The sequence below is a fragment of the Streptomyces sp. NPDC044061 genome (assembly GCF_056434305.1).
Window position 1 is genome coordinate 16423 of record NZ_JBWKFL010000040.1, and the last position, 23864, is coordinate 40286.

16 protein-coding genes and 4 pseudogenes are annotated in these 23864 nt (G+C 69.4%); 10 read left to right on the plus strand and 10 right to left on the minus strand.

Going from position 1 to position 23864, the window contains the following annotated elements; all coding sequences use genetic code 11:
* From AC07CM_RS40470 to AC07CM_RS40480, 3 genes and pseudogenes are all read left to right on the plus strand, one after another.
* Positions 1 to 493: pseudogene (locus AC07CM_RS40470) on the plus strand (PLL family lectin); the annotation flags it as partial.
* 303 nt (positions 494 to 796) lie between these two features.
* Positions 797 to 1504, plus strand: a complete 708-nt coding sequence (locus AC07CM_RS40475; RefSeq protein ID WP_478881529.1) for a hypothetical protein — start codon at positions 797 to 799, stop codon at positions 1502 to 1504.
* A 560-nt stretch (positions 1505 to 2064) separates the two neighbouring features.
* Entirely contained in the window at positions 2065 to 2337 is a 273-nt protein-coding gene (locus tag AC07CM_RS40480) for an NUDIX domain-containing protein (protein ID WP_478881530.1), read from the plus strand.
* 533 nt (positions 2338 to 2870) lie between these two features.
* On the opposite strand, the gene AC07CM_RS40485 is transcribed toward AC07CM_RS40480, so the two are convergent.
* The 4 genes from AC07CM_RS40485 to AC07CM_RS40500 all read right to left on the minus strand — a co-directional run bounded on the left by AC07CM_RS40485 (position 2871) and on the right by AC07CM_RS40500 (position 8275).
* Positions 2871 to 6110 carry a CHAT domain-containing tetratricopeptide repeat protein gene (locus AC07CM_RS40485; RefSeq protein WP_478881531.1) on the minus strand — a complete coding sequence of 1080 codons (3240 nt, stop codon included), beginning with the start codon at positions 6108 to 6110 and terminating at the stop codon, positions 2871 to 2873.
* Position 6111: 1 nt separating this feature from the next.
* Positions 6112 to 6465, minus strand: coding sequence for a hypothetical protein (locus AC07CM_RS40490; protein ID WP_478881532.1), 354 nt, complete (start codon positions 6463 to 6465; stop codon positions 6112 to 6114).
* A 386-nt stretch (positions 6466 to 6851) separates the two neighbouring features.
* Positions 6852 to 7610, minus strand: a complete 759-nt coding sequence (locus tag AC07CM_RS40495) for a hypothetical protein (protein WP_478881533.1) — start codon at positions 7608 to 7610, stop codon at positions 6852 to 6854.
* Positions 7607 to 8275, minus strand: coding sequence for a hypothetical protein (locus tag AC07CM_RS40500; RefSeq protein WP_478881534.1), 669 nt, complete (start codon positions 8273 to 8275; stop codon positions 7607 to 7609). The genes AC07CM_RS40495 and AC07CM_RS40500 overlap by 4 nt, the downstream gene beginning before the upstream one ends.
* Positions 8276 to 9062: 787 nt before the next feature.
* Here AC07CM_RS40500 and AC07CM_RS40505 point away from each other — a divergent pair.
* From AC07CM_RS40505 to AC07CM_RS40535, 7 genes and pseudogenes are all read left to right on the plus strand, one after another.
* Positions 9063 to 10325 (plus strand): phenylacetate--CoA ligase family protein, encoded by a 1263-nt coding sequence (locus tag AC07CM_RS40505; protein WP_478881535.1) that lies wholly within the window; start codon positions 9063 to 9065, stop codon positions 10323 to 10325.
* The gene (locus AC07CM_RS40510) at positions 10322 to 11605 is read left to right on the plus strand and encodes an MFS transporter (protein WP_478881536.1); all 1284 of its coding nucleotides are present in this window, start codon (positions 10322 to 10324) and stop codon (positions 11603 to 11605) included. The genes AC07CM_RS40505 and AC07CM_RS40510 overlap by 4 nt, the downstream gene beginning before the upstream one ends.
* Positions 11602 to 12756, plus strand: coding sequence for a GNAT family N-acetyltransferase (locus AC07CM_RS40515; protein WP_478881537.1), 1155 nt, complete (start codon positions 11602 to 11604; stop codon positions 12754 to 12756). Before AC07CM_RS40510 ends, AC07CM_RS40515 begins: the two co-directional genes overlap by 4 nt.
* A complete protein-coding gene (locus AC07CM_RS40520; RefSeq protein ID WP_478881538.1) occupies positions 12753 to 13919 on the plus strand; it encodes a LuxE/PaaK family acyltransferase in 1167 nt (388 codons plus the stop codon). The genes AC07CM_RS40515 and AC07CM_RS40520 overlap by 4 nt, the downstream gene beginning before the upstream one ends.
* Positions 13916 to 16423, plus strand: coding sequence for an acyl-CoA reductase (locus AC07CM_RS40525; RefSeq protein WP_478881539.1), 2508 nt, complete (start codon positions 13916 to 13918; stop codon positions 16421 to 16423). The genes AC07CM_RS40520 and AC07CM_RS40525 overlap by 4 nt, the downstream gene beginning before the upstream one ends.
* Positions 16424 to 16574: 151 nt before the next feature.
* On the plus strand, positions 16575 to 17165 hold the full coding sequence (locus AC07CM_RS40530; RefSeq protein WP_478881540.1) for a DUF4232 domain-containing protein: 591 nt from the start codon (positions 16575 to 16577) through the stop codon (positions 17163 to 17165).
* A 198-nt stretch (positions 17166 to 17363) separates the two neighbouring features.
* A pseudogene (locus AC07CM_RS40535) lies at positions 17364 to 18180 on the plus strand (IS5 family transposase).
* A gap of 334 nt (positions 18181 to 18514) precedes the next feature.
* On the opposite strand, the gene AC07CM_RS40540 reads toward AC07CM_RS40535, so the two are convergent.
* The 6 genes and pseudogenes from AC07CM_RS40540 to AC07CM_RS40565 form a co-directional block, all read right to left on the minus strand.
* The gene (locus AC07CM_RS40540) at positions 18515 to 19489 is read right to left on the minus strand and encodes a HEAT repeat domain-containing protein (protein ID WP_478881541.1); all 975 of its coding nucleotides are present in this window, start codon (positions 19487 to 19489) and stop codon (positions 18515 to 18517) included.
* Between the two features lie 215 nt (positions 19490 to 19704).
* Entirely contained in the window at positions 19705 to 20760 is a 1056-nt protein-coding gene (locus AC07CM_RS40545; RefSeq protein WP_478881542.1) for a hypothetical protein, read from the minus strand.
* Entirely contained in the window at positions 20691 to 21626 is a 936-nt protein-coding gene (locus tag AC07CM_RS40550) for a hypothetical protein (protein ID WP_478881543.1), read from the minus strand. The genes AC07CM_RS40545 and AC07CM_RS40550 overlap by 70 nt, the downstream gene beginning before the upstream one ends.
* A 756-nt stretch (positions 21627 to 22382) precedes the next feature.
* Positions 22383 to 23051: pseudogene (locus AC07CM_RS40555) on the minus strand (IS701 family transposase); the annotation flags it as partial.
* 64 nt (positions 23052 to 23115) lie between these two features.
* A pseudogene (locus tag AC07CM_RS40560) lies at positions 23116 to 23241 on the minus strand (IS630 family transposase); the annotation flags it as partial.
* 107 nt (positions 23242 to 23348) lie between these two features.
* Entirely contained in the window at positions 23349 to 23864 is a 516-nt protein-coding gene (locus AC07CM_RS40565) for a hypothetical protein (protein WP_478881544.1), read from the minus strand.

Genomic DNA, 23864 nt, shown 5'->3' on the forward strand with positions numbered 1-23864 from the left:
GTGGTGGACCGGCGGCAACGGATCCGTCGAGGGGGCCTACTGGTACGACGGCGCCCAGTGGCAGCGCTACCAGATCGCCCCACCCGGAAGCGCCTCCATGAGCGGGGGAATCGCGTCGGTTTCCCGGATTCCCAACAGCATGGAGCTGTGGTGGACCGGCGGCAACGGATCCGTCGAGGGGGCCTACTGGTACGACGGCGCCCAGTGGCAGCGCTACCAGATCGCCCCACCCGGAAGCGCCTCCTTGAACGGCGGTGTCGCGGCGGTGTCCAGGATCCAGAACAGCATGGAGATCTGGTACGTGGGCAGCAACGGATCCATCCAGGACGCGTACTGGTACGAAGGCAGCCCGTGGCAGCAATTCGAACTCGCCGACCCGGGCATGGCATCGGGGACAGGCGGCATCGCGGGCGTGTCGCGGATCCCGGGCAGCATGGAGATCTGGTACGTCAGCAGTAACGGGTCAATGCAGGACGCGTACTGGTACGACTGACCTCGCAGCAGCCTGACGAGGCCTTCACCTTTCCGGTCGGATAGTGAAGGCCTCGTGGCAGGCGCAGTTTCCCTTGGACCGGCTACTTTGCGCTCGCATCGTGCTCGTGTGAGACGACTGTGAGACTCATGGAGCGCTGCCCGGGGCCGGGGTCTGTCCCGTGGGACAACTGGCCCTGGCTGTCTTTGTTCAAGATCTGTCGTATCGGGTCCCGGGCGGCAATTGCTGCCGCCGGACCAGCGGGCGCTATTAGGGGCCGTGGCGCACTAGGGGTAGCGAGGTAAGCTCAAAAGCCACCCGCACTTGACCTTGGTCAGACGGGAGCACCAAGGGCGTTGGCGCGGTTCGCGTACTCGCGACACCCCCGGCACGCCCCAAGTTCTCGCGGCCGCCGACCTCATGGAGCCGCACCGCGATGACGCCTGGCTCGCCGCCGCGGCCGCGGGAGAGCTACGCCGGCGCAACACCCTGCGCGGCCCCGAGGCCGACACGGCCAACGAGAGCCAGCGCAGCCGGATCATCACCTACAACGCCTTCGCCGCCTTCCTCGGCACCCCATGGCGCCTGGAAGTCTCCGCCAATTCCACCGGCGAACACAACGACCCCGACGAGACCGCCCGCATCATCCACACCCTCGCCGTCCGCCGGGCCCCGACCGCCAATGTGGCCACGTGGATCCGCACCGCGGCGCTCGCCTCCCTCGTGGCCGCAACCGGGTGCACCGTGCGCGAGCTTTCAGAGCTCGACGTCTCCAACCTCCGCCTCTCCGAGCGGCCGCCCGTCGTCCTCGAGGACGGCCCCGTCGAGCTCGACGCCGAGACCGTCAGCACGCTGCGCCGCTGGCTCAGGCAGCGCAACGCGATCGCCACCCGCACGATCGAGGGCACCGATCCCGATACCTGTGGATCCCGACCAAACGGGCCGCACACCCCCGCCGGCCGGAGGACGCTCCGATCCCGCTCGGCGCGCGCCGCGCCACCGTGCGCACCCCGTCGCCGATCCTCGCGGTGATGATCCGCGCCATCGGCTGACGGGCTCAGGCACACGCTGGGACACGGCTCAAGTCCGGGAGACCCACGCGAAGTGGGCGGCCGCCGCACCATCGTGCGGCGGCCCACGCTGCGGCCTACAGAGCAGTCTCCAAGATCACTGACTTGGACGCGAAGCCGTTGCGCTCATAGAAACGGATGGCCTCCGTGTTGCTCGAGTACGCCGTCACCTGAGCCAGTTCCGCTCCCTTCTCGCCGCCCCGCCGAGCCAACTCAGCGTCGCCGCAACAGCCCGACTGAAGCGCTGAGCCCGTGGGACCCATGCCGTGCGAACGACGGCGCATAGCGAGCGACAGCAATGCGCACGTGGTGCGATACGGCATCACTCTGCGGTCGACAAGACCGAATCAGAACCGGGCGTCCCCGCCCATATCTCAGTCGCCGAGAACGCAGGCCGTACCACATCATCAGTCTGCCGTGGGGTGCCATCGGGTCGGAGGCACCCCACGGCCCTGTCCACTGCCGCTGGAGCCGATACGCCTCCGGCGATCATGCACGACGCCGATGACGGACAATGCCGGGATGACCCGACCCAGAATCCGTGTCGCTGCATACGTGATCCGGCATCGTGCCGTCCCCGAGCTGCTGGTGTTCGAACACATCGGTATGCCGGAGGCCGGCACCCAGGTCCCGGCGGGAGGAGTCAAATCAGGCGAAGGACTGGAAGAAGCGGTTCTTCAAGAGGTCACCGAGGAAACCGGTCTGCTCACAGCCACAGTGGGGAGCACCACGTCCACGGCGACGGAGACGACGCTGGCCTCACCTTCGCCTGCCGGTTCCTCTCACTACCCCTGAAGCAACCACTGGCCGACGATCAAGACGCATGGAGCGGACCCGGAACATGCGCGAGTCGTTCCCGCCCACGCAGTTCGGGACGGTGACCTGATCATGGCCGACTTCCCTGCGGTAGAGCGCGATGCAGCCCGAGAGGCCGACTACTTCGCCATCGCCTATATCGCGCGGTCGCGCCGGGCTGTGTGGTGAGTGCGAGGAGTGCCACACCGACCAGTACGCCATCGAGGACACCCGCTCGCGGAGGGCGGCGTTCTCGGCGAGGAGGGTGGCGATGACGGTCGCTGCGGCGTCAGCCTGCTACTGAAGCCGTTGATGCTCTTGCCGGTTGCCCCTCAGTTGTCGGCGGAGGCGGGTGATCTCCTTCTGCTGCTGTTGGTCGCGCAGGTGTCCGCACCTATCCAGGCACGTTCCCAGTCGGGAACCGACCGTATCGTGGGCGTGGCTGACACCTCTGCCCCACCGGCACCGCGCCCCGTCACTTGCCCCCGGCGACGAAGCTCGCCGCGTCACCGACTCCTGGCCCACCATGGCGCCTACCCCCGCCGCCACCACCGCCCACGGCGCTGGCCGCCGGACCTCGGACCCGTGTACGGGTCAGCGATATACTCTGCCAGGCCCAGCACGCCCCCGGTCTGGGCGTCCAGTTCGCGGGCAAACGCGCCGAGCTGCCCGGTTTCCGTGTTCGTTGCCCACTGGGCCAGCATCAGCACAACGTTGCTGAGAAATTGCTCGTGGGGGGATGGTTCGGTCTCTTCGGTGTCGGAGTCGAGGAGCGCCAGTGGGAAAACGTCGTTGAATCCCTGTGCGGTCGAGTCTGCCGATCCTGTCCGCAACGCATTCTTCAGGGCTTCGACACAGACCGGCAGGACCTGGGCCTGCAGCCGTTCGTCAGCAGCTCCGCGGCAGATGCGGCTGCCCCATATTGCCGCCGCCCACAGCGTCTCCGGGTCTCCCAGCCGGCTCGCGCACTCCACCAGCTCGGCGAGCGCCATTGTGCCCATCTCCCAGTATCCGGTCTCCACCCCCACGGCCACCGCCTCACGGTAGTAACGCAGCGCGTCGGCGGGTTGCTCACGCAACAAGAGCACTTCGCCAAGGTCGGACGCGAAGCTCACCACCTCGGAGGAGACGCCCAAGCTGCGGGCCTCCGCCAGACCTTGAACGACGTACCGCTCGGCGGAGGCAAGATCACCCTTCTGGAGGTGGCACCGCCCGAGGTTTCCCAGTGCGAAGAGTTCTGCCCGTTCGTCACGGACGACGCGGAAGAGTTCCAGGGCCCGGGTGGCCGCGGCGATTGCGGCGTCGACGTCTCCCAGGAGGCGGTGGAGCGAGCACTGGTCCAGCTTGAAAATACCTTGTTCCCTGCGGTCAAGCAGTCTGACCGCTAGGGCGTAACCCTCGTCGGCGTATGCCATCGCCTCGCCGTACCGACCGTGGCGTTTGCTCAGCTGCCCGAGTAGACCGAGCGCACGCATCGCTCCGCCGGTGTCCTGCTGCTCCTCACACAGGTCGTGCGCGGAGCGGGCCAAATGCTCTGCCTTTACCCAGTCTCCGAGCCGCATATGGATCTCGGCCATCTGCGCCAGCAGGTCCGCTCGGTCTTCGCACGCCTCGCCGTAGCCGACGCTGCGCCCCAAGTCCGACAGCGCGGCCGCCCACTCGTCGCGCTGCAGATACAGGTTGGCGGTGAGGCGGAATCTTGCGGCCCAGCGCGAATCGACCGTCTCCGACGGCAGGTCGAGCCGGTGCAGGGCCTCGTCGATCCGTGCGATCAGCTCGCTCTCCGCCGCACGGTCGCCGACCGGGTCGAGTGGATGCTCGGCCAGTGTGCCCAACTCGCCGAGTAGGGCATCCACATACGCTGCCGTGTCCTGGTGCGGAGTGCCCTCGGCAGCCCGCCGGAGGACCGTGATCTCCCGGAGGAGTACGCGCGCCACCTCACGCGAGGAGTCCATAGCGGCGTCTATGAGCATCGCACACGCGGCCAGCGCGGTCTCGCCACTGGTGACGGCCCGGCCGCGCGACCGGTCCAGCCGCCCGACGGCGGTTCCTACGTAGATGTAGGAGCGTTCGATCCCGGCCCGCAGCCCGGTGTCCACGATCGCCTCGCACGCGGGCATCTCCTGCGCGGTGAGCCGGCTGACCACGACACGGGCGAAGTCGGCGGCGAGGTCGGAGGGGATGGACCACAGAGTGCCGATGTATCCGCGCGCACCCGCCCGGACGAACTCCCGGCCCACACCCGTCCAGGACTGGCAGGAGTTGTTGAAGATAATGGGCCGGTGGCCGAGTGTCACCCACTGCGGGATGCGCCAGTTGTGCAACGGCTCGCCCAGCATGATCGTGTCGTCCGAACCGTGGGTGTTGAAGAAGATCAGCTCGACCGGCAGGCCCTTGGACAGGTTAATTAGCGCTTCCCACGTGACTGCCGGCCCGGACAGCAGGATCGGATGGGTGACGTGGGCGCCCACGGTGCGCATCACGTCGTCCGTCTCCGACACCCGGAAGAACCCCGGGTCGAAGACCAGGCTGAACGCGGCCTCTGGCTGCGACACCGCGGCACCGTACAGCTCGTTCAGGATGATCAGCGCGGCGTCAGCCGCCACATGCCCGATGGGCTTGCGGGACCAGTCGGCCGTCTCAGTGCGGACGAAGGAGTACGGCAGTCCCGTGGTGAAGACGGTGAGCCTGCGCTCGCCCACCTCAGCGACGGCAGACGGTGGCACCTGCGCGGTCACCGCGGCTTCCAGCGCGACGAACGGATCGCGCCCGCCCCAAGACAACACCCGCCACAGCGCGTCGGCGAACGCGGTGCCCCGCACCCCTTCGCCGATCGAGCGGGCCGCCGCGGTGACCCGGCGCTGCTGCTCGGCGACCGCCGCCCAGACCGGTTCCATATCCGGCCTCGGAGTGATCACCAGGCGCGCCGCACGGTGGTGGGCGTAGACAGCCCCCAGCAGCGAGTCGGGGTGCCCGGTTTCCTCGACCAGCACCGCCTCCTCTCCATCAGGATTCGCCACCGAGAAGGCTGGCCCCGACTCCGCCACCGGACGGTCGACGGCACGTAGCACCGCCCCGGTGCGTAGGGCGAGGAACAGCGCGGCCACCCAGCCCGCCCGCTCACCGGCGGCCACCTCGATTACCTGCTCCGGTGCCCCGTCCGGGTCACGGAGGAGCCGCCACGCGGACGAGGTGAGTCCGGCCAGGTCCGTACACAGCAGATGCAACCGGACGGGCACAGCGTCGAGCATCTTCGCAGAGGTCCAGTCGGGAAGGTCCTCCTCGCCATCCCATGCGGCCTTTGCGCGGTTATACTCTGCGCTCGCCGCGGGATCGAGGGAGTTCAGCTCCTCGGGCGCGAAGTCACCCAGCAGTACGGCGCGCTGGATGCCCAGCCCCTTGAGAAGGGACGCGATCCTCTCATTGCGCTTGAGCCAGGAACGGTACGGCGCGGCGGCCTGACCCAGCTCCTGGCTCGTGGCGAAGTCGGTGTCGAAGCGCCGCGCACTCTCGCCGCGGGAAAACTCCTCGGCCCTGCCGAGCTTCGTACCGATTCTCTGCTGCAAGCCGTTCTGCAACTCGAGCATCCGGGCGGAGAGCGCGATGTACTCCGCCTCCGACATTGGCGGCAGCTCGACGGTGACGACGGGCGTCAGGCGGTCGGCAGGTAGGCACGAGAGTACGATTGCCGCCTCGCGGAGCTGGTCGGGGCGGCACAGCACTACCGTGTCGCCGACGCCGATACGGGTCCCGTGGACCGCGCCGAGGCGCACGCTACAGCCCGTTCAGGTACGAATCGACTGGGGCGTATCGCGCCGGAGCCCCGCCATAAGGCGGCGGGGTGCTCTCGCTGGACCGCATCTGCGGCTGGGATGCCTGACGGCTCTTACGCACCAATGAGTTGACGAGCACGGGAGTGGATGCCCCGATGTACAGTGCCCCCCAGTACGTGGTAGCGGGCATCACCAGCGCCAGCACTCCACCGAGCGCCGCGAAAGCTGCCGTCACCACAAGGTAGAACCACGACCACGTGAAGCGCGCGGGATCCTCGCGGATTCCGTAGAGCCGGACGATTTCCGGCGCCAGCGCCCCCACGATGCCCAGCGAAAAGACAACCGAGGAATGCATTTCGACCATTCCTCCCGCGATTCACAGCCATCTGCTCCGAGGTATTGGCCGCATGGTGTCTACATGGTTCGCATGACGTCTCTTCCTCGATAACACCACGAATGGAGCAAGATCGCTTCCGGGGTTGGGGGGCCCGCGGGCGCCTTGCCCGAAGCCACCCAGCACACCGTGCTCCTGGCCCACACGGCGTACGCGGTGGACGAGTCCCTCGGCCTGCAACGCACCCGGGTCCGCAGCATCGCGCTGTGCGAGCGTTCGGCAACGCGGTGGTCGGGGGCCATGCGGCTGCACGGTGAGCTTGAAAGTTCTGCGCACGCGGCAGAGGGGCCGGCCCTCGAGAAGAGTCGACCCCTCTGCCTCCGCCTTCGGGTTCAGTACCAGGTCCGCTATGTCGCCCTATCCCGCGATCCCGGCGAACCGTACGACATCTGGCACCGCAACGAGCCCGTACTGATCATTCCGGCCGCGAACCTCACGCAATGATCCACTCTGGGGCGGCGGATGGCGCCGCCCCAGCCGCACGCGCGGCAGCCCACGCGCGGAGGGCGGGTGCGGGAGGGCGCTCTCGTACTACCCCCGGCACCTGTGGCTGACCGCCGTGCCCGCACGCCGAGCAATGGACCGAGCGGCATCCGTGGGCGGCTGGGCGCCACCTTGTGCCAGGTGGCGCTGCGGCCGCCGGCGGCGGCAAGGAGCTGCTCGATGAGCGGCTCGTCCTCGAGTGCCGAGGCCCTGTCGGGGTAGGGCGTCTGCCGGATCAGCTCCTCGACGTGCAGGAGCAGAGCGAGCTCCTCCGGTGTCAGGGTGGCGTGGCGGACCGTGCAGGTCGGGGGGTGGGCGCGGCGCTGGGCCGCGCCCGCAGCAACGGCTGGGGCGAGGGTGCCCTCCCGGCGGGAGGCAATGGCCCGGGCCGCCCAGGCTCGCGAGGATTCCCCCCGCCAGCACTGGATCGTGCGGTCGCGCATGTCGACGTAGTGGTCCCCGGCCAGCGCCTGGTCGAGCAGAGCGCGCATCTGGTCGCGCAGCGGGCCGTCGGTCCAGTTCAGGCGCCAGACGGTGCCGGTGTCGTAGACCAGTTCCACGCGGACGCCGGTGACCTCGCTCAGGTGCGCAGCGAGACGGAAAGCCTGTCGGCTGCGGCTCACCGGTACGCCTCCGTTGCTCCCTCCGGTCGTGGGCGGCGCGTCATCCGGGCTCGGCACGGCAGACCGCACGGGCATACACGGAGCATGATCACACGCAGGCACCGCATTCGGCGCGGGTGCTTCACGGCTGGCCGTCTCCGGTCCGGATACGGAGGGCTCGCCCGGGCAAGCAGAGTCGGGACAAGCGCGCTGGCAGCCGCAGAGGCGAAGGGGATCCCGAGGTTGCCCGCACTGTGTCCGGCGAGGGCCGTTCTGGCGGCGATACCGACCCGGATGGCCGTCGACAGCCAGCCCACCGCCTTCGTCCCGGTGCCCGCTGGGGCCAGGTCGCTGAGCGCGAGGCTGGCCAAGGTGAGCAAGGGAACGAAGAGCATGCCGGGCAGGAGCACGGACAGGAGCAAGGCGAGCCAGCCAGCGTCGCTGGCGAGGGGTAGCCACGCCGCCGCGAACACGCCGGCGGCCACCGGAAGTTCCAGGTGCCGGGGCACCTGCGGGCGGTGGCGGACGAACAGCACGCCCCCAGCGAGACCGGCAAAAGGGAAGGCGGCGGGGAGGGCGCCGGCCAGCCATCCGCTGGCGTGGCGAGCAGCGGCCGCGACGGCGCCGACGTCCAACGCTCCGACGGCTCCTTCGAGGAAGACCAGTGCGAGCAGCAGGATCTGCATCGCCGACGGCCTCATCGGGCCGGGCCAGTCAGGCGTGCGCGGGCTGGGTGACCAGCTGCGGCAGGCGGGGGCTGCAGCGAACGTGCCGGAGGCGAGCAGGGTCAGAGCTCCGGCTGCCGCGAGCGCCGCGCGCGGGGAGGCGAGGACCGACCGAGGGCATCGAGGCCAGGCTCGCCTCCGTGCCCGCCGTCGCCCTCGACAGTGCGCTGGACTCCGTCACTCCGACCGGCGGCGCAGCGGCCCACCGCGCCAAGTTCACCGGGCCGTACTGCACCGCACGCTCAAGGGCGTCGGGCACAAGGTGCCGTAGGAGGCTTTGGAAGCCTTCGCCCAGGCGGTCCGGGACGCCGACCATCTGTGATTTCGCTCCCTCCGAGGGGTGCCGTATCGGCCTGTCGGGAATGACCGTCTCCACCCCATCGCATTCGGCTTCGTCACATTCCGGCCATCTTGCGGAATGCCTTGGTGGGCACTCTTCCATAAGGCCCGCTTGAGGCTTCCTCAACGTGCGGTTATAGCGGTGCCGTTGATGTGATCACCGTCTCCGCTTCCGGAGGAACCGACGACTCCCGGAATGCGTCCACAAGCGTTCAAGCCCCTTTTCATGTACGGCCAGTTGGCGCAAGGCCGTCCCGAATGGTGAGATACGCTTGTTCCACGAACGCCCCGCTCACCAGCGGCGCGCCGCTTCTTCACACCCTCGCGACCCGGTCCTGTCAGCGGACCTGATCCGTCGCGCCCGCCGGCCTCTTCCCTGTCGGCGGCCCACGCCTTCAAGCAGGAATTGATGCCCGTTCAACCACTTGCGGAGCTCATACGTTTCGCCCGCCAGAACTCGCCCTTCTACCGTGAGCTTTACTCCCGGCTCCCCGATGGAGTGGCTCATGTCACGGACCTTCCGGTGGTACCGCAGGCCGAATTCTGGCGGGCCAATTCACCCCGGGACAACCGGTTGTTGACCGCTCCACTGGACGAGGCCGTCGTGTTCCGCAGCGGCGGAACCACGGGGTCGCCGAAGTTCTCCTACTACACCCGCACGGAGTGGCGGGAGTTCACCGCCGCGTTCGGCGCCGGGCTGGTCGGCGCCGGGCTGCGCCCGGGGCACCGGGTGGCGGACCTCTTCTACGCGGGCGACCTGTACGCGAGCTTCAGCTTCGTCCTCGACTCGCTGCACCGCTCCCCCGTGGCCAACGTCCGCCTGCCCATCGGCGGCGCGACGCCCTGGGAGTCCACCGCGGCCACCCTGGAGGACTTCCGGGTCCAGGTCGTCGCCGGCACGCCGACGACCCTGTGCTCGCTCGCCGAGCGCCTCACCGGCGCCGGGCGGACGCTGCCGGACGTGGAACTGCTGCTCTTCGGCGGGGAATGCCTTTTCAAAGACCAGCGGCCGCTTCTGGCAGCCGCGTTCCCGAAGGCCGAGCCGCGCTCCTTGGGGTATGCGAGCGTCGACGCCGGGGTCCTCGGAGCGGCCGTGCCGGGCGAGGACCCGCGTGTGCACCGGGCGTTCACCCCCGACACACTGGTCGAAATCCTCCATGACGAGACCGATCGGGCCGTCGACGGCGACGGCGTGCCGGGGCGGCTGGTCGTCACCAGCCTGTGCAGGCGGCTCATGCCGGTCCTGCGCTATCCGGCGGGCGACCGGGCCGAGTTTGTGGACCGGGACGCCGGTGTCTTCCGTATCCTCGGGCGCGCCGAGGAGGGCGTGCGGGTCGGCCCCGTCTCCCTGCACACCGAGGACGTCCTCGGCGTCGTCGCGGCCGCCGACACCTCGGGCGAGGTGACCGGTGTCCAGCTCGTCGTGCGGCGCCGGGACGGCCGGGACGGTCTCGTGCTGCGGCTCGCGGTCTCCGAACCCGAAGCCGGGCGTGCCGGGTTGGGGGCGGCCGTCGTGGCGGCGGTCCTCGCCCAGCGCCCGTTCTACGCCGACGCCACGGCCGCCGGGCACGTGAACCCGCTCGCCGTCGAATGGGTGCGGCACCGCGAGCTGGCGGTCAACTCCCGCTCGGGCAAGCTCGTCCGGGTGCTCGACGAACGGCGGCACTCGTGAGCGCGGCGCCCGCGCCCGCACGGCGCCTGCCGCTCGTCCTGCGCAACCCCTCCTTCGGGAGGGTATGGGCCGGTCAGCTCCTCACCCAGGCCGCCGGCAGGATGTTCCAGGTCGGCGCGGTCTGGTGGCTCGTGGGGTACGCGGGCGGCCTGCACCGCGGTCTCGACGCAGGCCTCTTCCTCATGGTGAGCACCGTGCCCGCGGTGGCGCTCGCCTCGGTGGTCGCCCGCATCGTCGAACGGCACGCGCACCGCACCGTGTTGGCCGGTGCGGCGGCCGCCGCGGGCGTGGTGGCCGCTGCGGCCGCCGTCGTGGCTCACGCCGGCACGCTGCCCGTGGCCGCCGCCTACTCGGTGGGGCTGGCGCTGGCCGGGTGCCAGGCGGTGTTCGATCCGTGCCTGACCACGTCGGTTCCAGAACTCGTCGAGGACGCCGACATCGAGGCGGCCACCGGATTCGAGCTGTCCACGCAGTCCGTCGCCGGCCTGTGCGGGGGGCTGCTCGGCCCGCTCGTCGTCGACGTCGGCTCGCTGGCCGCGGTCGTCGCCGCCTGCGGTGCCGCGTACCTGCTCGCCGCCCTGCTGGTCGCCTCCGCCCGCTTCCCGCACGCCACGGTCCCGGACGCGCCCGCGGACGGCCCGGCCCCCGGGCGGCGCACACTACGCCGGATACTGGCGGGACTGCCGTTCATCCGCCGCGTGCTGGTCTGCTTCGCCGCAGCCAACGTCTTCACCACGGCCGTCTACGTGGTGATGCCGCTGTACACCCGGGAGGTGCTGCACGCGACCGGCTCGACCGTCGCCTCGCTGGAGGCGGCCCTCGGCGCGGGTACCCTGGTCGGGTCGTTCACCGGCGGTCGTCTGCCGGGTCGCCCAATCGCCGTCGGCAGCGTGTGCCTGGCGGTGATGGCGGCGGCCCTCGGACTGCCGGGCCTGCTGGCCGGACCTGCGGCGGCGGTCGGCTCGATGGCCGTCGCCGGCTGGTGCGTCGGAGTCATCGGCGTGCGGTTCGTGGCGCTGTTCCAGCGGCTGGTCCCCGCCGATGACAAGCCCGGCTTCTTCGCCGTCATGCAGGCGCTGCTGGGAGCGACGTTCCCCGTGTCGTCGCTCGTGTTCGGCGCGCTGGGCGACCATCTGACGGCCCGGACGCTGTGCCTGGCGCAGGGGGCGGGGCTCGTACCCGTGGCACTGGCGCTGTGGTGGCTCGGCGACCGTGCCGACGACGCCGCGCGGCGGGCCCCCGCCGCACCGGCGACGGTGGCGGCGGGAGACGCGTCATGACCGTGGTCCTCTCCCCCGCGCACGTCCAGGACATCGCGGACCTGCGGCAGTTGTACTTCGAGGTGTACGGCCACGGCTACCCGGTGCCGCTCGGCAGCGACCCGGCCGTCATGCGCCGGCTGATCACGGACGGCAGCGCGCACTGGCTCACCGCCCGCGCGTCCGGCGGTACCCTGGTCGGCTCCGCCGTCGTCGTCACCGAGCCGGGCAGCCGGATCGGCAAACTGGTCGGCCTCGCGGTGCACCCCGGCCACCGCGGCGGCGGGCTGGCCTCCCGGCTGACCGGTGCGGTCTGCGACGAGGCGTTCGCCACCGGCCGCCTCGACTCGGTGTACGCCACCGTCCGCGTGGTCACCGCTGGCCCTCAGCGCGTCGTGGTGCGCAACGGTTTCCGGCCGCTCGGCCTGCTGCCGAACGCCGTCGAGGTCGACGGGTGCGAGACGCTGGCGCTGTTCGCCCGCTACGCCGACGGCGTGCTGCACCGGCGCGCACACGTGGCGACCGTGCCGGACGGGCTGTCGGCGCTGCTCTCCGCCGCGTCGAGCGGCGTGGGCATCGACTACGCGAGCACACGGGACGTCCCCTCCCGGGGCGCGGTGCGCGAGCCCGCCGGGACCGCACGAGCCGCCGGGGCCGAGCCGATCGAGCTGATCGCGGCTCCGGGCTTCGTGCGGCGGCGCTTCCTGGAGCTCTTCCCGGAGGCCGGCGACCGCTTCTTCCCGCTGCACACGCCCAACGCGGTGCTGGTAGCCGCCGACGGCAGCTTCGAGGCGTACGCCGACCTCGACCCGGTCGCGGGCAGCTGCGCCCTGGTCGCCGTCCACCCCCGCCCGTCTGCGGTGGCCGGAGCCCTCGAGGGGCTGATGACCGCGCTCACCCGAGCGGGCGCGGACTACGCCGAGGCGCTGCTGCCGTTGGCCGACACCGAGGCCCTGGGGGTCTTCCTCGCCTCGGGTTTCGTGCCGAGCGCGCTCTACCCGGCGATGCGGCGCATCCGCGACCGCCTGCACGACTACGTGGTGCTGTCGCGCACCAGCCGTCAGATCGACTTCCGCACGACCGCCGTCAGCCCGCTGCTCCGGCCGTACCTCGGCGCCTACCTGAGTGCCTGGACCTCCACCTACCTGCCCCTTCACGAGGTGTCCCGATGAAACCCCATCTCGCTCACGTCGAGGTTCCCGACCCGACGGCGCTCGGCCATGTGCAGCGGCTGTGCGACCTGGCGGAGCCGTACGCCCACGGCACCGCCGCCGACGAGCTGTTCGCCGCGGCGATGGCGGAGACCAACGCCTGGCATGCCGGCCGCTCATCCTTCTTCGCCGGCCTGCTCGACGACCCGGCCGAGACCCCGGCGCCCACCGTCGGCGACGGGGTGCGCACCCCGCTCGTGCCCGCCGCGTTCTTCAAGCGCCATGAGGTGCTGTCGATCCCGCGCGAGGAAGTGTTCCTGCACCTGACCTCCTCGGGCACCACGGGCCAGAAGTCGCAGATGTTCTTCGACGAGTGGACCATCCGTTCGGCGCAGCGCATGGTGGCCCGGATCTTCGACCACTATGGCTGGATCACCCCCGACCAGCCGGTGAACTATCTGTTGTACAGCTACGAGCCGGCACCGGCGCTCAACCTGGGCACGTCCTTCACCGACAACTACCTGTGCGACTTCGCCCCGGCCCGGCACACCACGCACGCGCTGCGGCACACCGGCAGCGGTCACGAGTTCGACGTGAACGGCTGCATCGCGGCGCTCCACCGCTACGCCGAGGACGACGTGCCGGTGCGCATCCTGGGTTTCCCCGCGTTCCTGTACTTCACCCTGGAGCGGATGCGGGCGATGGGCCTGCCACCGCTGCGGCTGCCCGAGGATTCCCTGGTGGTGCTCGGCGGCGGCTGGAAGGGCCACGCCGACCGGCAGATCGGCAAGGACGCGTTCTACGCCGAGGTGACCGAACGTCTCGGCATCCCGGGCGACCGCGTCCGCGACACCTTCGGCTCGGTCGAGCACTGCGTGCCGTACGTCGAGTGCGCCGAGCACCGGTTGCATGTGCCCGTGTGGTCGCGCGCGGCGGTACGGGACACCGGGACGCTGCGCCCGCTGCCGTACGGCGAACGGGGGTTCCTGCACCTGGTCAGCCCCTACATCACCTCGGTGCCCGCGCACAGCGTGGTGATGGGCGACCTCGCGTCGTTGCATCCGGGCGGGGAGTGCCCGTGCCCGCTGTCCACCGACTGGTTCACCGTGCACGGCCGCGCCGGGGTGAGCCGCAACCGCAGCTGCGCGGTCGCCGCCGCCGAACTGATGAAGGGAATGTCGTGACCACCTCCGTACTCCACCTCTGGCAGGGCGAGTTCGTCGACGAGGCAGAGGCCGGCCGACGGCTCGACACGCTGCCGGAGCTCGCCGGACGGGTCCTGACACGTCCCCTCCCCACCGACGTGGTGCTCGGTGCCTGCGCCGCGGTCGGCCGCGACCTGACCGACCCCGCCTCCGCGCTGTACGGGCGGCTGGCCGGCCACCTACCCCCTGGCCAGGCCCCGGCCGTCCTGGGCGAGCTGGCGGCCGCGCTGACCCGGGAGGCGCTGGAGCGCAAGCTGCGGCGGGAACTGGGCGGTCCTCGCCCGGAACGGCTCACCCGGCCGGACGCCCGCGAGACGGTGTACGAGGCGTGGGCACCCGTCGGTCTGCTGGTGCACATCGCGCCGGGCAACGCCGCGGCCGTGGCGCCGCTGAGCGTCGTCGAGGGGCTGCTGGCGGGCAACCTCAATGTGCTGAAGACCAGCAGCTCCGACTCGGCCCTCGCCCTGGACCTGCTCGCCGCCCTCGGTGCGGCCGACCCTTCCGGACTGATCGCCGAACGCGTCGTCGCGCTGCGCTTCCCCTCCTCGCGCCGCGAGTGGCTTCAGGCACTGTGCGGGCAGGCCGACACGATCGCGGTGTGGGGCGGCGAGGACGCGGTGCGAGCGGCGGGCGAACTGGCCCCGGCCGGTTGCCGGGTGGTCGCATGGGGACACCGGATCTCCTTCGCCTATCTGACCCGGCGGGCCGCGTCCGAGGACGGCGTGCTCGACGCGCTCGCCGAGGACGTGTGCCGGATGGAACAGCAGGCCTGCTCCAGCCCGCAGGTGATCTATCTCGACACCGAGGACGCCGGGGAACTGTTCGCGTTCGCGGGGCGGTTCGCCGAGCGGCTGGCGAAGGTGTCCGGCGCGCGGCCGGCGCCGGTGCCCGGGCCGGCCGAGCAGGCCGAGATCACCACCGTGCAGCAGCTCGCCCTGCTCGAGCAACATCTCGGGCTCACCCGTGTGTTCGCCGCCGAGGACGGTTCCTGGCGGGTCCTGGCCGATACCCGGCCCGAACTCGACGCCTCCCCGCTCCACCGCAGCGTTTGGGTGAAGCCGCTGCCCCGGCACGCGGTCACCGCGACGCTGCGGCCCATGCGCCGCTACCTGCAGACGGCGGCGGTCGGGGGCGACCGCGCGGAGGTGGCCGCGCTGTCCCGCGCGCTGTTCGCCGCGGGTGTCACCCGGGTCACCCCGGTCGGCTCCATGCTGGAGGGCTACGAGGGCGAACCGCACGACGGCGTCTACGCGTTGCAGCGCTACAGCCGCAGGGTGAGCGTGCGCGCGGCGGATGCGCACTTCCGTACCGTCGCCTGCCTCGACGACCTGGTGTCGCCCCCGGTGCTGCCTCCCGCGCCCGTCGCACCGCTGCTGGGCAAGGAGGGCGTGCAGCGTGCGCTCGCCACCCTGGATCCGCGCCACGCACACCTGTACTTCCGCAGCGGCGGCTCCACCGGCGCTCCCGCACTGTCCGTGTTCACCTGCGACGACTACGACAACCAGATGCGCGCCGCGGCGGACGGACTGCTCGCCGCCGGCTTCGACCCGGCCGGCGACCGGGCGGCCAACCTGTTCTACTGCGGCGGCATGTACGGCAGCTTCATCAGCTTCTTCTCCATCCTGGAACGGCTGAACGCCACCCAGATCCCGATGGCCGCGGGTCCCGACCACGCCGTGGTCGCCGAGGCACTGGTCGCCCACGGGGCGGACACCCTCTTCGGCATGCCGTCGTACCTCTGGCAGTTGCTGCACGCCGAGGGCGACCGATTGCGTGCCTACGGCGGCATCCGGAAGGTGTTCTACGGCGGCGAGCACTTCACGGCCGAGCAACGCCGCGTCCTCACCGACGAGTTCGGAGTGCGGGCGATCCGCTCCGCCGCCTACGGCAGCACCGACCTCGGACCGCTGGGCTACCAGTGCGCGTCCTCCGACGGCTCGGTCCACCATGTGCTGACCGACCTGCACACGCTGGAGATCCTGGACCCGCGCGAGGACCGGCCGGTGGCGCCGGGCGAGCCGGGACGTCTCGTGTTCACCTCCCGGGCGCGGACCGGTCAGCGGCTGGAGCGCTACGAGATCGGTGACCTGGGCCGGGCCGTGGCGGGGCCGTGCGCGTGCGGCAGCCATGTGCCCCGTCTGGAGCTGCTCGGACGCTACGGCGACGTCGTACGGGTGGGCACGTACTTCATCAACTACCGGCGCATCGTCCGAGCGGCGCAGGAGCGGCTCGCCTACCACGGCGAGGTGCAGATGGTGGTCGACGCCGGCGTCGACCAGGAGCGGCTGACCGTCCGCCTCGACGAGCAGTACGCCACCGACCCCGAGGCCGCCCGAGCGGCACTCACCTCCGAGGTGGCGGAGCTGGCCTCGGCCGAGGAGGAAGGACTGCTGTCCCTGATCGTGCGGACCATACCCAGGGACGCGTTCGAGCGCACTCCGACCAGCGGCAAACTGCGCACGGTCATCGACCTGCGCCGGTAGCGCCAGCCGGATGCCGGGCTGCGACGCGGTACTGCGCGCCGCAGCCCGGCGCAACCCGGCGCAAAATCACCCGAACAATCTCCGCGCACGAAGCATCACACCTAGAGAAGACCGAAACCGCGGGCCGATGACCAAGGGGAGAAGGCTCACCATGACGAAGCAGCACCGCGACCACGTGCCCCAGACCGCTCCGGACACCCGCTCCGACCTGCGCGTCCACCCACGCCTCGCGCGCGCGGCGCTCGCCGTGGCAGCCGCCGTCGGGCTGGGCGTGGCCGGCGTCGGAGTCGCGCAGGGCGCCTCGGCCACCACGCCGACCTGCTCCGTCTCCGCCCTGACCGCCTCGTTCGGCCAGGGCCTGGCCGGCGGCATGAACCACCAGGGCGTGATCCTCAAGCTGAAGAACACCGGCACCCACACCTGCCTGCTGCGGGGCTACCCGGGTCTCGGCCTGGAGAACGCCGCTCACCGGGCGCTCCACTCCACCACCCACTGGGGCGACACCTGGTACGCCAAGAGCCCGGCCAAGTCCACGCTCACCCTCCACAAGGGCCAGAGCGCCGAGGCGGTCATATCCTGGACGCACGCCAACACCGGGACCTCGGACGCCGTCCACGCGACCTACCTCCAGGTCACCCCTCCCGCGGCGACCAGCCACAAGACACTCAAGTTTCCGCAGTGGGTCGACCACGGTGACCTCCAGGTCACCGCTCTCGCCTACCGGGTCCACATCAACGACTGAGCGCGGGGCGGGTCAGTCCCCTCAGCCTGTTCGCACTCCGGACCGCCACACGTGACGGACCGTGGCATCCGTTCTCGCACGACGGGGATCCGCCCACCCGTGCAGCCCATAGCGCGCTGCTCGGGGCCCTCGACGTGCACCTCGACAGCCGCGCGGCATAGACCGTGTCCTACGTGGTGAGGCCTCGTTGACCTCGGTATGGGGCGGGGTACATGGAGTTGGATTGTTCCGGACGGGCTGTGGGAGATCGCGAAGCCGCTGATCCCGCCGTCGAAGGTGCGACCGCAGGGCGGGGGCACGCAAGACACGCCTGATGAGACGCTGTTCGCGGCGATCGTCTACGTGCTGGTCAGTGGTTGCGCCTGGCGGGCTCTACCGCCCTGCTTCGGGATATCGAAGTCGACCGCTCACCGCCGTTTCCTGATCTGGTCGAGAGCCGGCGTCTGGGGCCGCTTGCACGAGGCCGTGCTGCACCGGCTCGACGACGCCGACCTGGTCGATGTCACCCGCGTCGTCCTCGACACCGCCCACGTCAGGGCCAAAAAAGGGGCGAACACACAGGTCCGAGCCCCGTGGACCGAGGCAAGCCGGGTTCCAAGATGCACATCCTGTCGGACGCGAACGGACTGCCCCTGGTCGTCGGTATCTCGGCTGGCAACACCCACGACAGCCAGGGACTGAAGCCCATGGTGCTAGGTCACCAAACGAGACACGACCCCCATCGCGGCCGGTACTTCAAACCCCAGCGCCTCCACGCCGACAAAGCCTACGACCGCCCGGACCTGCGTAAATGGTTACGCGGCAAGCGCATCGGAGTCCGGATCGCCCGCAAAGGCATCGAGTCCAGCGAACGGTTGGGTCGTCGCAGGTGGGTGATCGAGCGGACGATGTCGTGGCTGTCCGGCTACCGCAGACTCAGCCCCCCTACGAGCGCAATCCCCGTAACTATCTGGCCTTTCTCGGACTCGCCGCCGCCCTCTGCTGCTACAAACGCCTCGTCCGCCTCACCACGTAGGACACGGTCTTAGCAGAAAATGAGCACTACCCTGCGCGGTGCCCGGCATTTCTGCATGACGCCGGTGACCGCCTCACCTGTCGGCCCGTGAGCGAGCGGCCGGGCTCTTGGCACACGGCTTTCATGAGGCACACGTCGGGGGCTCGGCGCGCAGACGGTGTGGATCGGAAGTAATTGGAGGACCGTCGTGGCGATGACCGGGCAGGAGCGGACACACCCCGACAGGGCGACGTACCGGACGAGTGGCACGGCGACAGCTCTGAATTGGGCGGCGGAAGCAACGGAGGGACCACGTCGCGGCACGCCTACTGCCGGTCGACCGATCCCCAGCTAATCAGGTCGTGACCGGTGGTTGTCGGTCCAGGAGGTGGTGCATCACGTGCTCTGGGATGGCCGGGTTGGCGGCTGCGGACATGGCGGTGGTGGCATCGTTGAGCAGGCTGGTCAGCGCGCGCGTGGTCAGGCGCGGGTCGCGTGCTGCCGCTTCTCTGACGGCCCAGTCGGGGTCGTCGAGGAGACGGATCACCGAGGCCGGCGTGAGGCGCGTGTCGCGAAGGGCCCGCCAGCGCACACCGCGGTCGGGGTCACGGCTGAACTGCTCGACCAGGTCCGCCGTGGCGGCGGGGTCTTCGAGGGCGAGCCGACGCATGCGGGGATCGGGGTCGTCGGCGTACCGCAGGTTGTTCTGACGAGGGAAGTTGGGGTGTTCCGGGAAACGGTCGGCTGAGTAGCCGTCCCACGTACGCCACATCTCGAGCAGAACCTCGGCGGGTGCCTGGGCGCAGTTCTCGGCGAGGAACAGGCGCACGACCCAGTCCTCATCGCGTGCCAGGCGTTCGACGACGTCGGGCGGGAGGTTCTTCGCGCAGGCGGCGCTGCGGCGGACGAGCAGGTGGGCGGAGGAGGCGCAGCGGCGTATGGCCCCTTCGTCGTCCTGCAGAGCCAGCACCCACGAAAGCGGATTGCAGCGCGCCTTCGGGTCGATCTCCACAGGGATGCGCGCACGTTCCTCCTCGGTGAGGTACGGGCGCACCGACACCGCCCACCGGACGGCCTGGTCCGGGTCCTGACCGAGTTCAGCGACCAGGTGCGGCGCAAGGCCCGGGTTGCCGGCGGCCGCGCGTCGCAACTCTCCGTCCGTGCTGTGCGCGAGAGCGTGTTCCAGTTCGTCGGAGAGCAGGCATTCCCTTGCGGCGCGCTGCCGTTGCTTGTCGTCGGGCAGAGCCACGAACACCGAGACCGGCATGGGCACGGTGGTGTGGGCAAGCAGGATCGCTTCGGTCCGCACTTCGGGGTCCGGGTCAGCCATCAGCGACATGCGGGTGTCCGGTGCCAGGTGTGGCCAGGCTCGCCGGCAGGCGGCGCGGCGTACGCGGGGTTCCGCAGCTCCGTAGACAGCGACGCGTTCCGCGCATTTCAATCAGCGACCAGGGCGCCCCGAAGGACCGGACGGCCACTCCAGCCAAGCCACGGTCGGCAAGCTGCTTTGAAGCCACATCCGGCCCTCCCGGGCCACCGAACAACTTACGGAGCTACTTTGAAGACGAAATCGGCGTATGCACCAAACCGTTTGTGAACGTCCTTGGCCCGCACCGACAGGACTTGGGTTCCCGACAGTCGTGAAGTCACGTCTTTCGCGTCGGCATTGAGGCTGCCTGTGACCGTCTTCGTCGGCGTGGACAGCAGCTTGTATTCGTACGCGGTGATGTCGGTGTGCCCGGTTGCGTCGATGTCGGCGGTGTTGGGCTGGAATGTGAACGCTCCTGGTACGCCCGGGCCGCCCTTGCCGTCGCAGAGGTTCGCTGTGCACTGCGTGTACGGAGAACCGGGGGTGATGCGGGGTGGCTTCGGCACCGACGAATCGATCTTGAAGTAGCACCAGGGGCTGTAGGACGACCACAGAGAGCCGCTGCTGCCGTCGTAGGACCAGTGCGACTGTGTAGGAGCCTTGTAACGGTACAAGCCGCCGTCAGCGCGGTCGCTGGTGACCATCGTCTCCAGTCTCCCGTCTGGAGCCCAGCCCTTATCGGGCCGGTAGCCGGTCCATACTTGGTGCCAAGGCGAGTCATCGCCGCGCTCAACGGCGAACTCGGCCTGCAGCTCAGCTGCGGGTTCGCCCTTGCGTGGCTGGACCTGCGTCTGCACCTTGGCCTGGACCGTCGGAGTCTTGATCGTCGACACGAGCGGGTCTGACGAGGACCTGCTGCAGTCGGCTGTGCCGCCACTCTCGACCCCGATGACTCCGACATTCGTGGGCACGCCCGGCTTGTAGGCGAAGTTCACCTTGAGTTCGGCGTTGTCGTCGAACCGCTTCCAGGCACGGGGGTCGCTCTCGTCCTTGGCGCGCAGCATGAGGGTGAGTCGGCTGATTTTGCCGTCCGCGAAGGAGCGGACGGTGCTCTTGAGGTTCTCGTCCGATTCCTTGGGGTCGTCATTGAACTCGATCCACTTGTCGGGCTGGTCCGGGCTGCACAGATCACCGCGGCCCGCCGCAACGTAGCGGTCCCCCATCAGGTCCAGTTGCTTGGGACCGGGCCACCGGGTGCCCTCGGAGATGTTGTCTGTGCGTACCAGGTCCACCCAGCGGGGGTCGCAGTTGAAGGACCAGGTCTCATGGGCCCGGAAGGTGGCAGGACGTACTTGCCGGCCAGCTTGGTGGGGGCGAACTCGAAGTACATCCGGTCGGTGTAGCCACCACCGCAGTAATAACCGTCCGCGACACCGCACTTCTCGACGCCCTTGTCGCCGTCGAACATCCAGAACTTGTCACCGTCGGAGGAGAGCTTCGTGCGTTCCGAGACGCCCAGGCCGACCGACGGGTCGATGTAGACGGGGTAGACGGTGTTCTGGCCACGGAGCAGCTTCAGGTCCGGATGCACGGCGACCGCATCGTCATCAACGTTGACCGGCAGCACCGCAGTGCTGTCGCCCTCCCCCGGCTGTGACGGGTCCTCATGTTCCTGACCTCTGGCTGGCACCGGGGTGGCGCTGCGCATCAGCTGGGTCTGCGGGCCTGATCCACTGTCACCGGCGGAATCCCACATCTGTCCGGCCGGACCACGGAAGACGGCGTTGCCGTCGTCGTCGATGGCCCGCAAGCCCCCGCCGGCCCCCGGCACCACGGACAGACCATCGCCGGATGCGGTGAGCCTGACCTGCTCCAGGGCAGGGTTCTGCGCCGCCTGGGGTGTCTTGACGACCAGGATCTCCCGGTAGCTTTCCGCCGTGGCCGTCAGTTGCAGGTCCACACCGTCGAACACGTTTGCATAGGTGGCTGTTGCGCCATCCACGGTCGGCTCCGGCAGCGGGCCGGCCCAGCCCAGGGTGACCGACCGTCCGTCCTTGCCCAGACGGATCATGTCCGAACCCGAACCGCCGCCGGAAAAGGACAAGTCGACGACAGCGCCCTTGGGAGCAAGACGGCCGTCTGCACGGCGCTCGAGCACCGGATTGACCGCCCCCCCAACCGCCGTCCTTCTCCTTCACCCGCTGAGGTGTCGTGGACTGCGTCAGCGTGAAGGACCCGTCCGGATTCGCCTCGGTGGTGGAGTACTCGGTCCGGTCCTCCGTCACCTCCACCGGCTCACCCGACGCCTGCGCTTGTGCAGACACGGTGGCCTCATCCACCGACCCGGAAACGGCTGCAGCGGTCGTCGACGTCCCGAGGGCTGCAGCAGTAGGCAGCCCGGGCAGCGCCGAGGGCGCGAGCGTGGCCACCACGCCGCCCCACAGCCAGGTGCGTGTTCTTCGGGCCCTCCACGCTGGTGACACACCAGCCCGTTGAGGCTTCACCGAATCTCCCCGTATATGAATTATATAAAGGTCATGGAAAGTAAAGGGCCGATTACCAGGAGCGGTCAATTGACTGTGAGTGTGATCACACAACAAGAACCGCATTCCGCTGACCTGCACAGATAAATCAAGCCACCGAGCTCACACGCATAAAACAGGGCATTCACAGAAACGCCACCCACCCCGGAACATCCGGACGCACACACGCGCAGTACACAGACAGGATACGATCGACGGCGCACGGAAGACGTGCAGCACCCCGACTCACGGCCGACCCAATTCTGCTCAGCCGTCGGCGCCCGCAGCGCCTGCGCTCCCACCCGCAGGCGTCGGCCAGTCGTTTGAACCGCTACAAACTCCGCTGCGATCGCTCACCTCAAGAAAGGTTCCTTTCCACGCAGCACCCAGCGGGTGGTGTCGTCCGGGCGGTAGGCGATGTAGTAGGAGATCTCTGCCGGCCGGCTGATACTGCGGCGGGCGAGGGCCCAGTGGTGGCGATCGGGTCGATGCCGGGGGCCGGACCTCAATGCATGCCCAGTCGTAGATCCGGGGGCTATGAGCCCCGGCGCCGCATGATCGGCGCTTCCACTTCTGGCGTGGGAGCCTGGTGAACAAGTCGTGGACGGGGGGTGGTCGCCGAGCGGGACGATGGTGTCGTGCCCATGACATGAAGACGTCGGCCTGCTCCAGCTCGAAGCGCCAGCCCTTGCTGAAGCCGTAGGCGGCATCCGCGGTCAGCCACTGAAACGGGATCCGGTCTGTGAAGGCGACGGACCATCGCCTTGACCATGACCCTTTGTCTCGAAGGCGACGTCGTCACCGGTGCCGGCCCGGCGGCACCGCGCGCGGTCCTCTCAGGACGTGGGCAGATACAGCCGTCGGTCGATCAGCGTCCGTCCACGCAGAGTCGCGTTAGGCGAGGAGAACTCCGATCTGGCAGTTTTCCGTCCGACCGGCCGTGCCGGAGTACCGCTGCTGAACTTCGGCCGACCGCAGTCCCTTCTTCAGGAAGCCCGTGTCGTCCACGACCAGGACAGCCTCTGGTCAGCAAGGTGCTCGACGACGTAGTCGCGCACCTCGCGGCAGCGAGGCCGGCCTCTTGGAGGCCAGGACTCTCGGCCTGCCCTGCCCGGCCTTGCGCCAGCGCTGCACCGACCGGACGCTGACCTGCAGGTCGTGCGCGATGACCGCGTTCTCGTCGCCCTGCTGGAACTGCTCGGCCGCCTCCATCCGCAGCTTCTCGCGGAAGGCTCGCCGCTCGTCGGTCAGCCCGCTCCGCTGCGTATCTCATACACGCGGCATTCTGCAGGAATCACCGGCCGTCGGCACCCGCCTACACCAAGCTTTGAAGGTTAGTAACATCGGCTTGGTGGATATCATTTGAGGGCCTTCACGGCGTCATCTCTGGACAGCTCGAGCAGTGACTCCTCGGAGTAGTCCTGAATGTCGCTGATGTAGGGCGGGATACCGGGGCGGCGTGTACAGAAGGTGACATTGGCCGTGAGGGTGTCGTCCGACAGGCCGCCCTCCGACAGGGAAATGTACCCCAGGAGTGGGTGCTCGCTTTCCGCAGGGGCAGCCTGCAAGGCCAGGCAGGCGTAAGCGATTGAGCGCCGCAGGAGCCGATTCTGCCTTTCGGGTCCTGAAGCGGGAAGGTCGTAGTCCATCATGCCGCGCCCGTTCACTGTGGCTTCGAAGTGAACAATATCCTCGAATTCTCCAGCGGTGGATCCGTGGTATCCCGCCTGCAACGCGGAGAGCAGGTAGGCGCCGTTTTCGTCCACGGTCCAGCCTTCCTCCGCGATCGCACGATATGCGGCAGGAACATCGTCCGGAAGGACTGAGTACAGCTCGGCACCGGCAAGGCCGAGCATTCTCTCGTTCATTCTCAT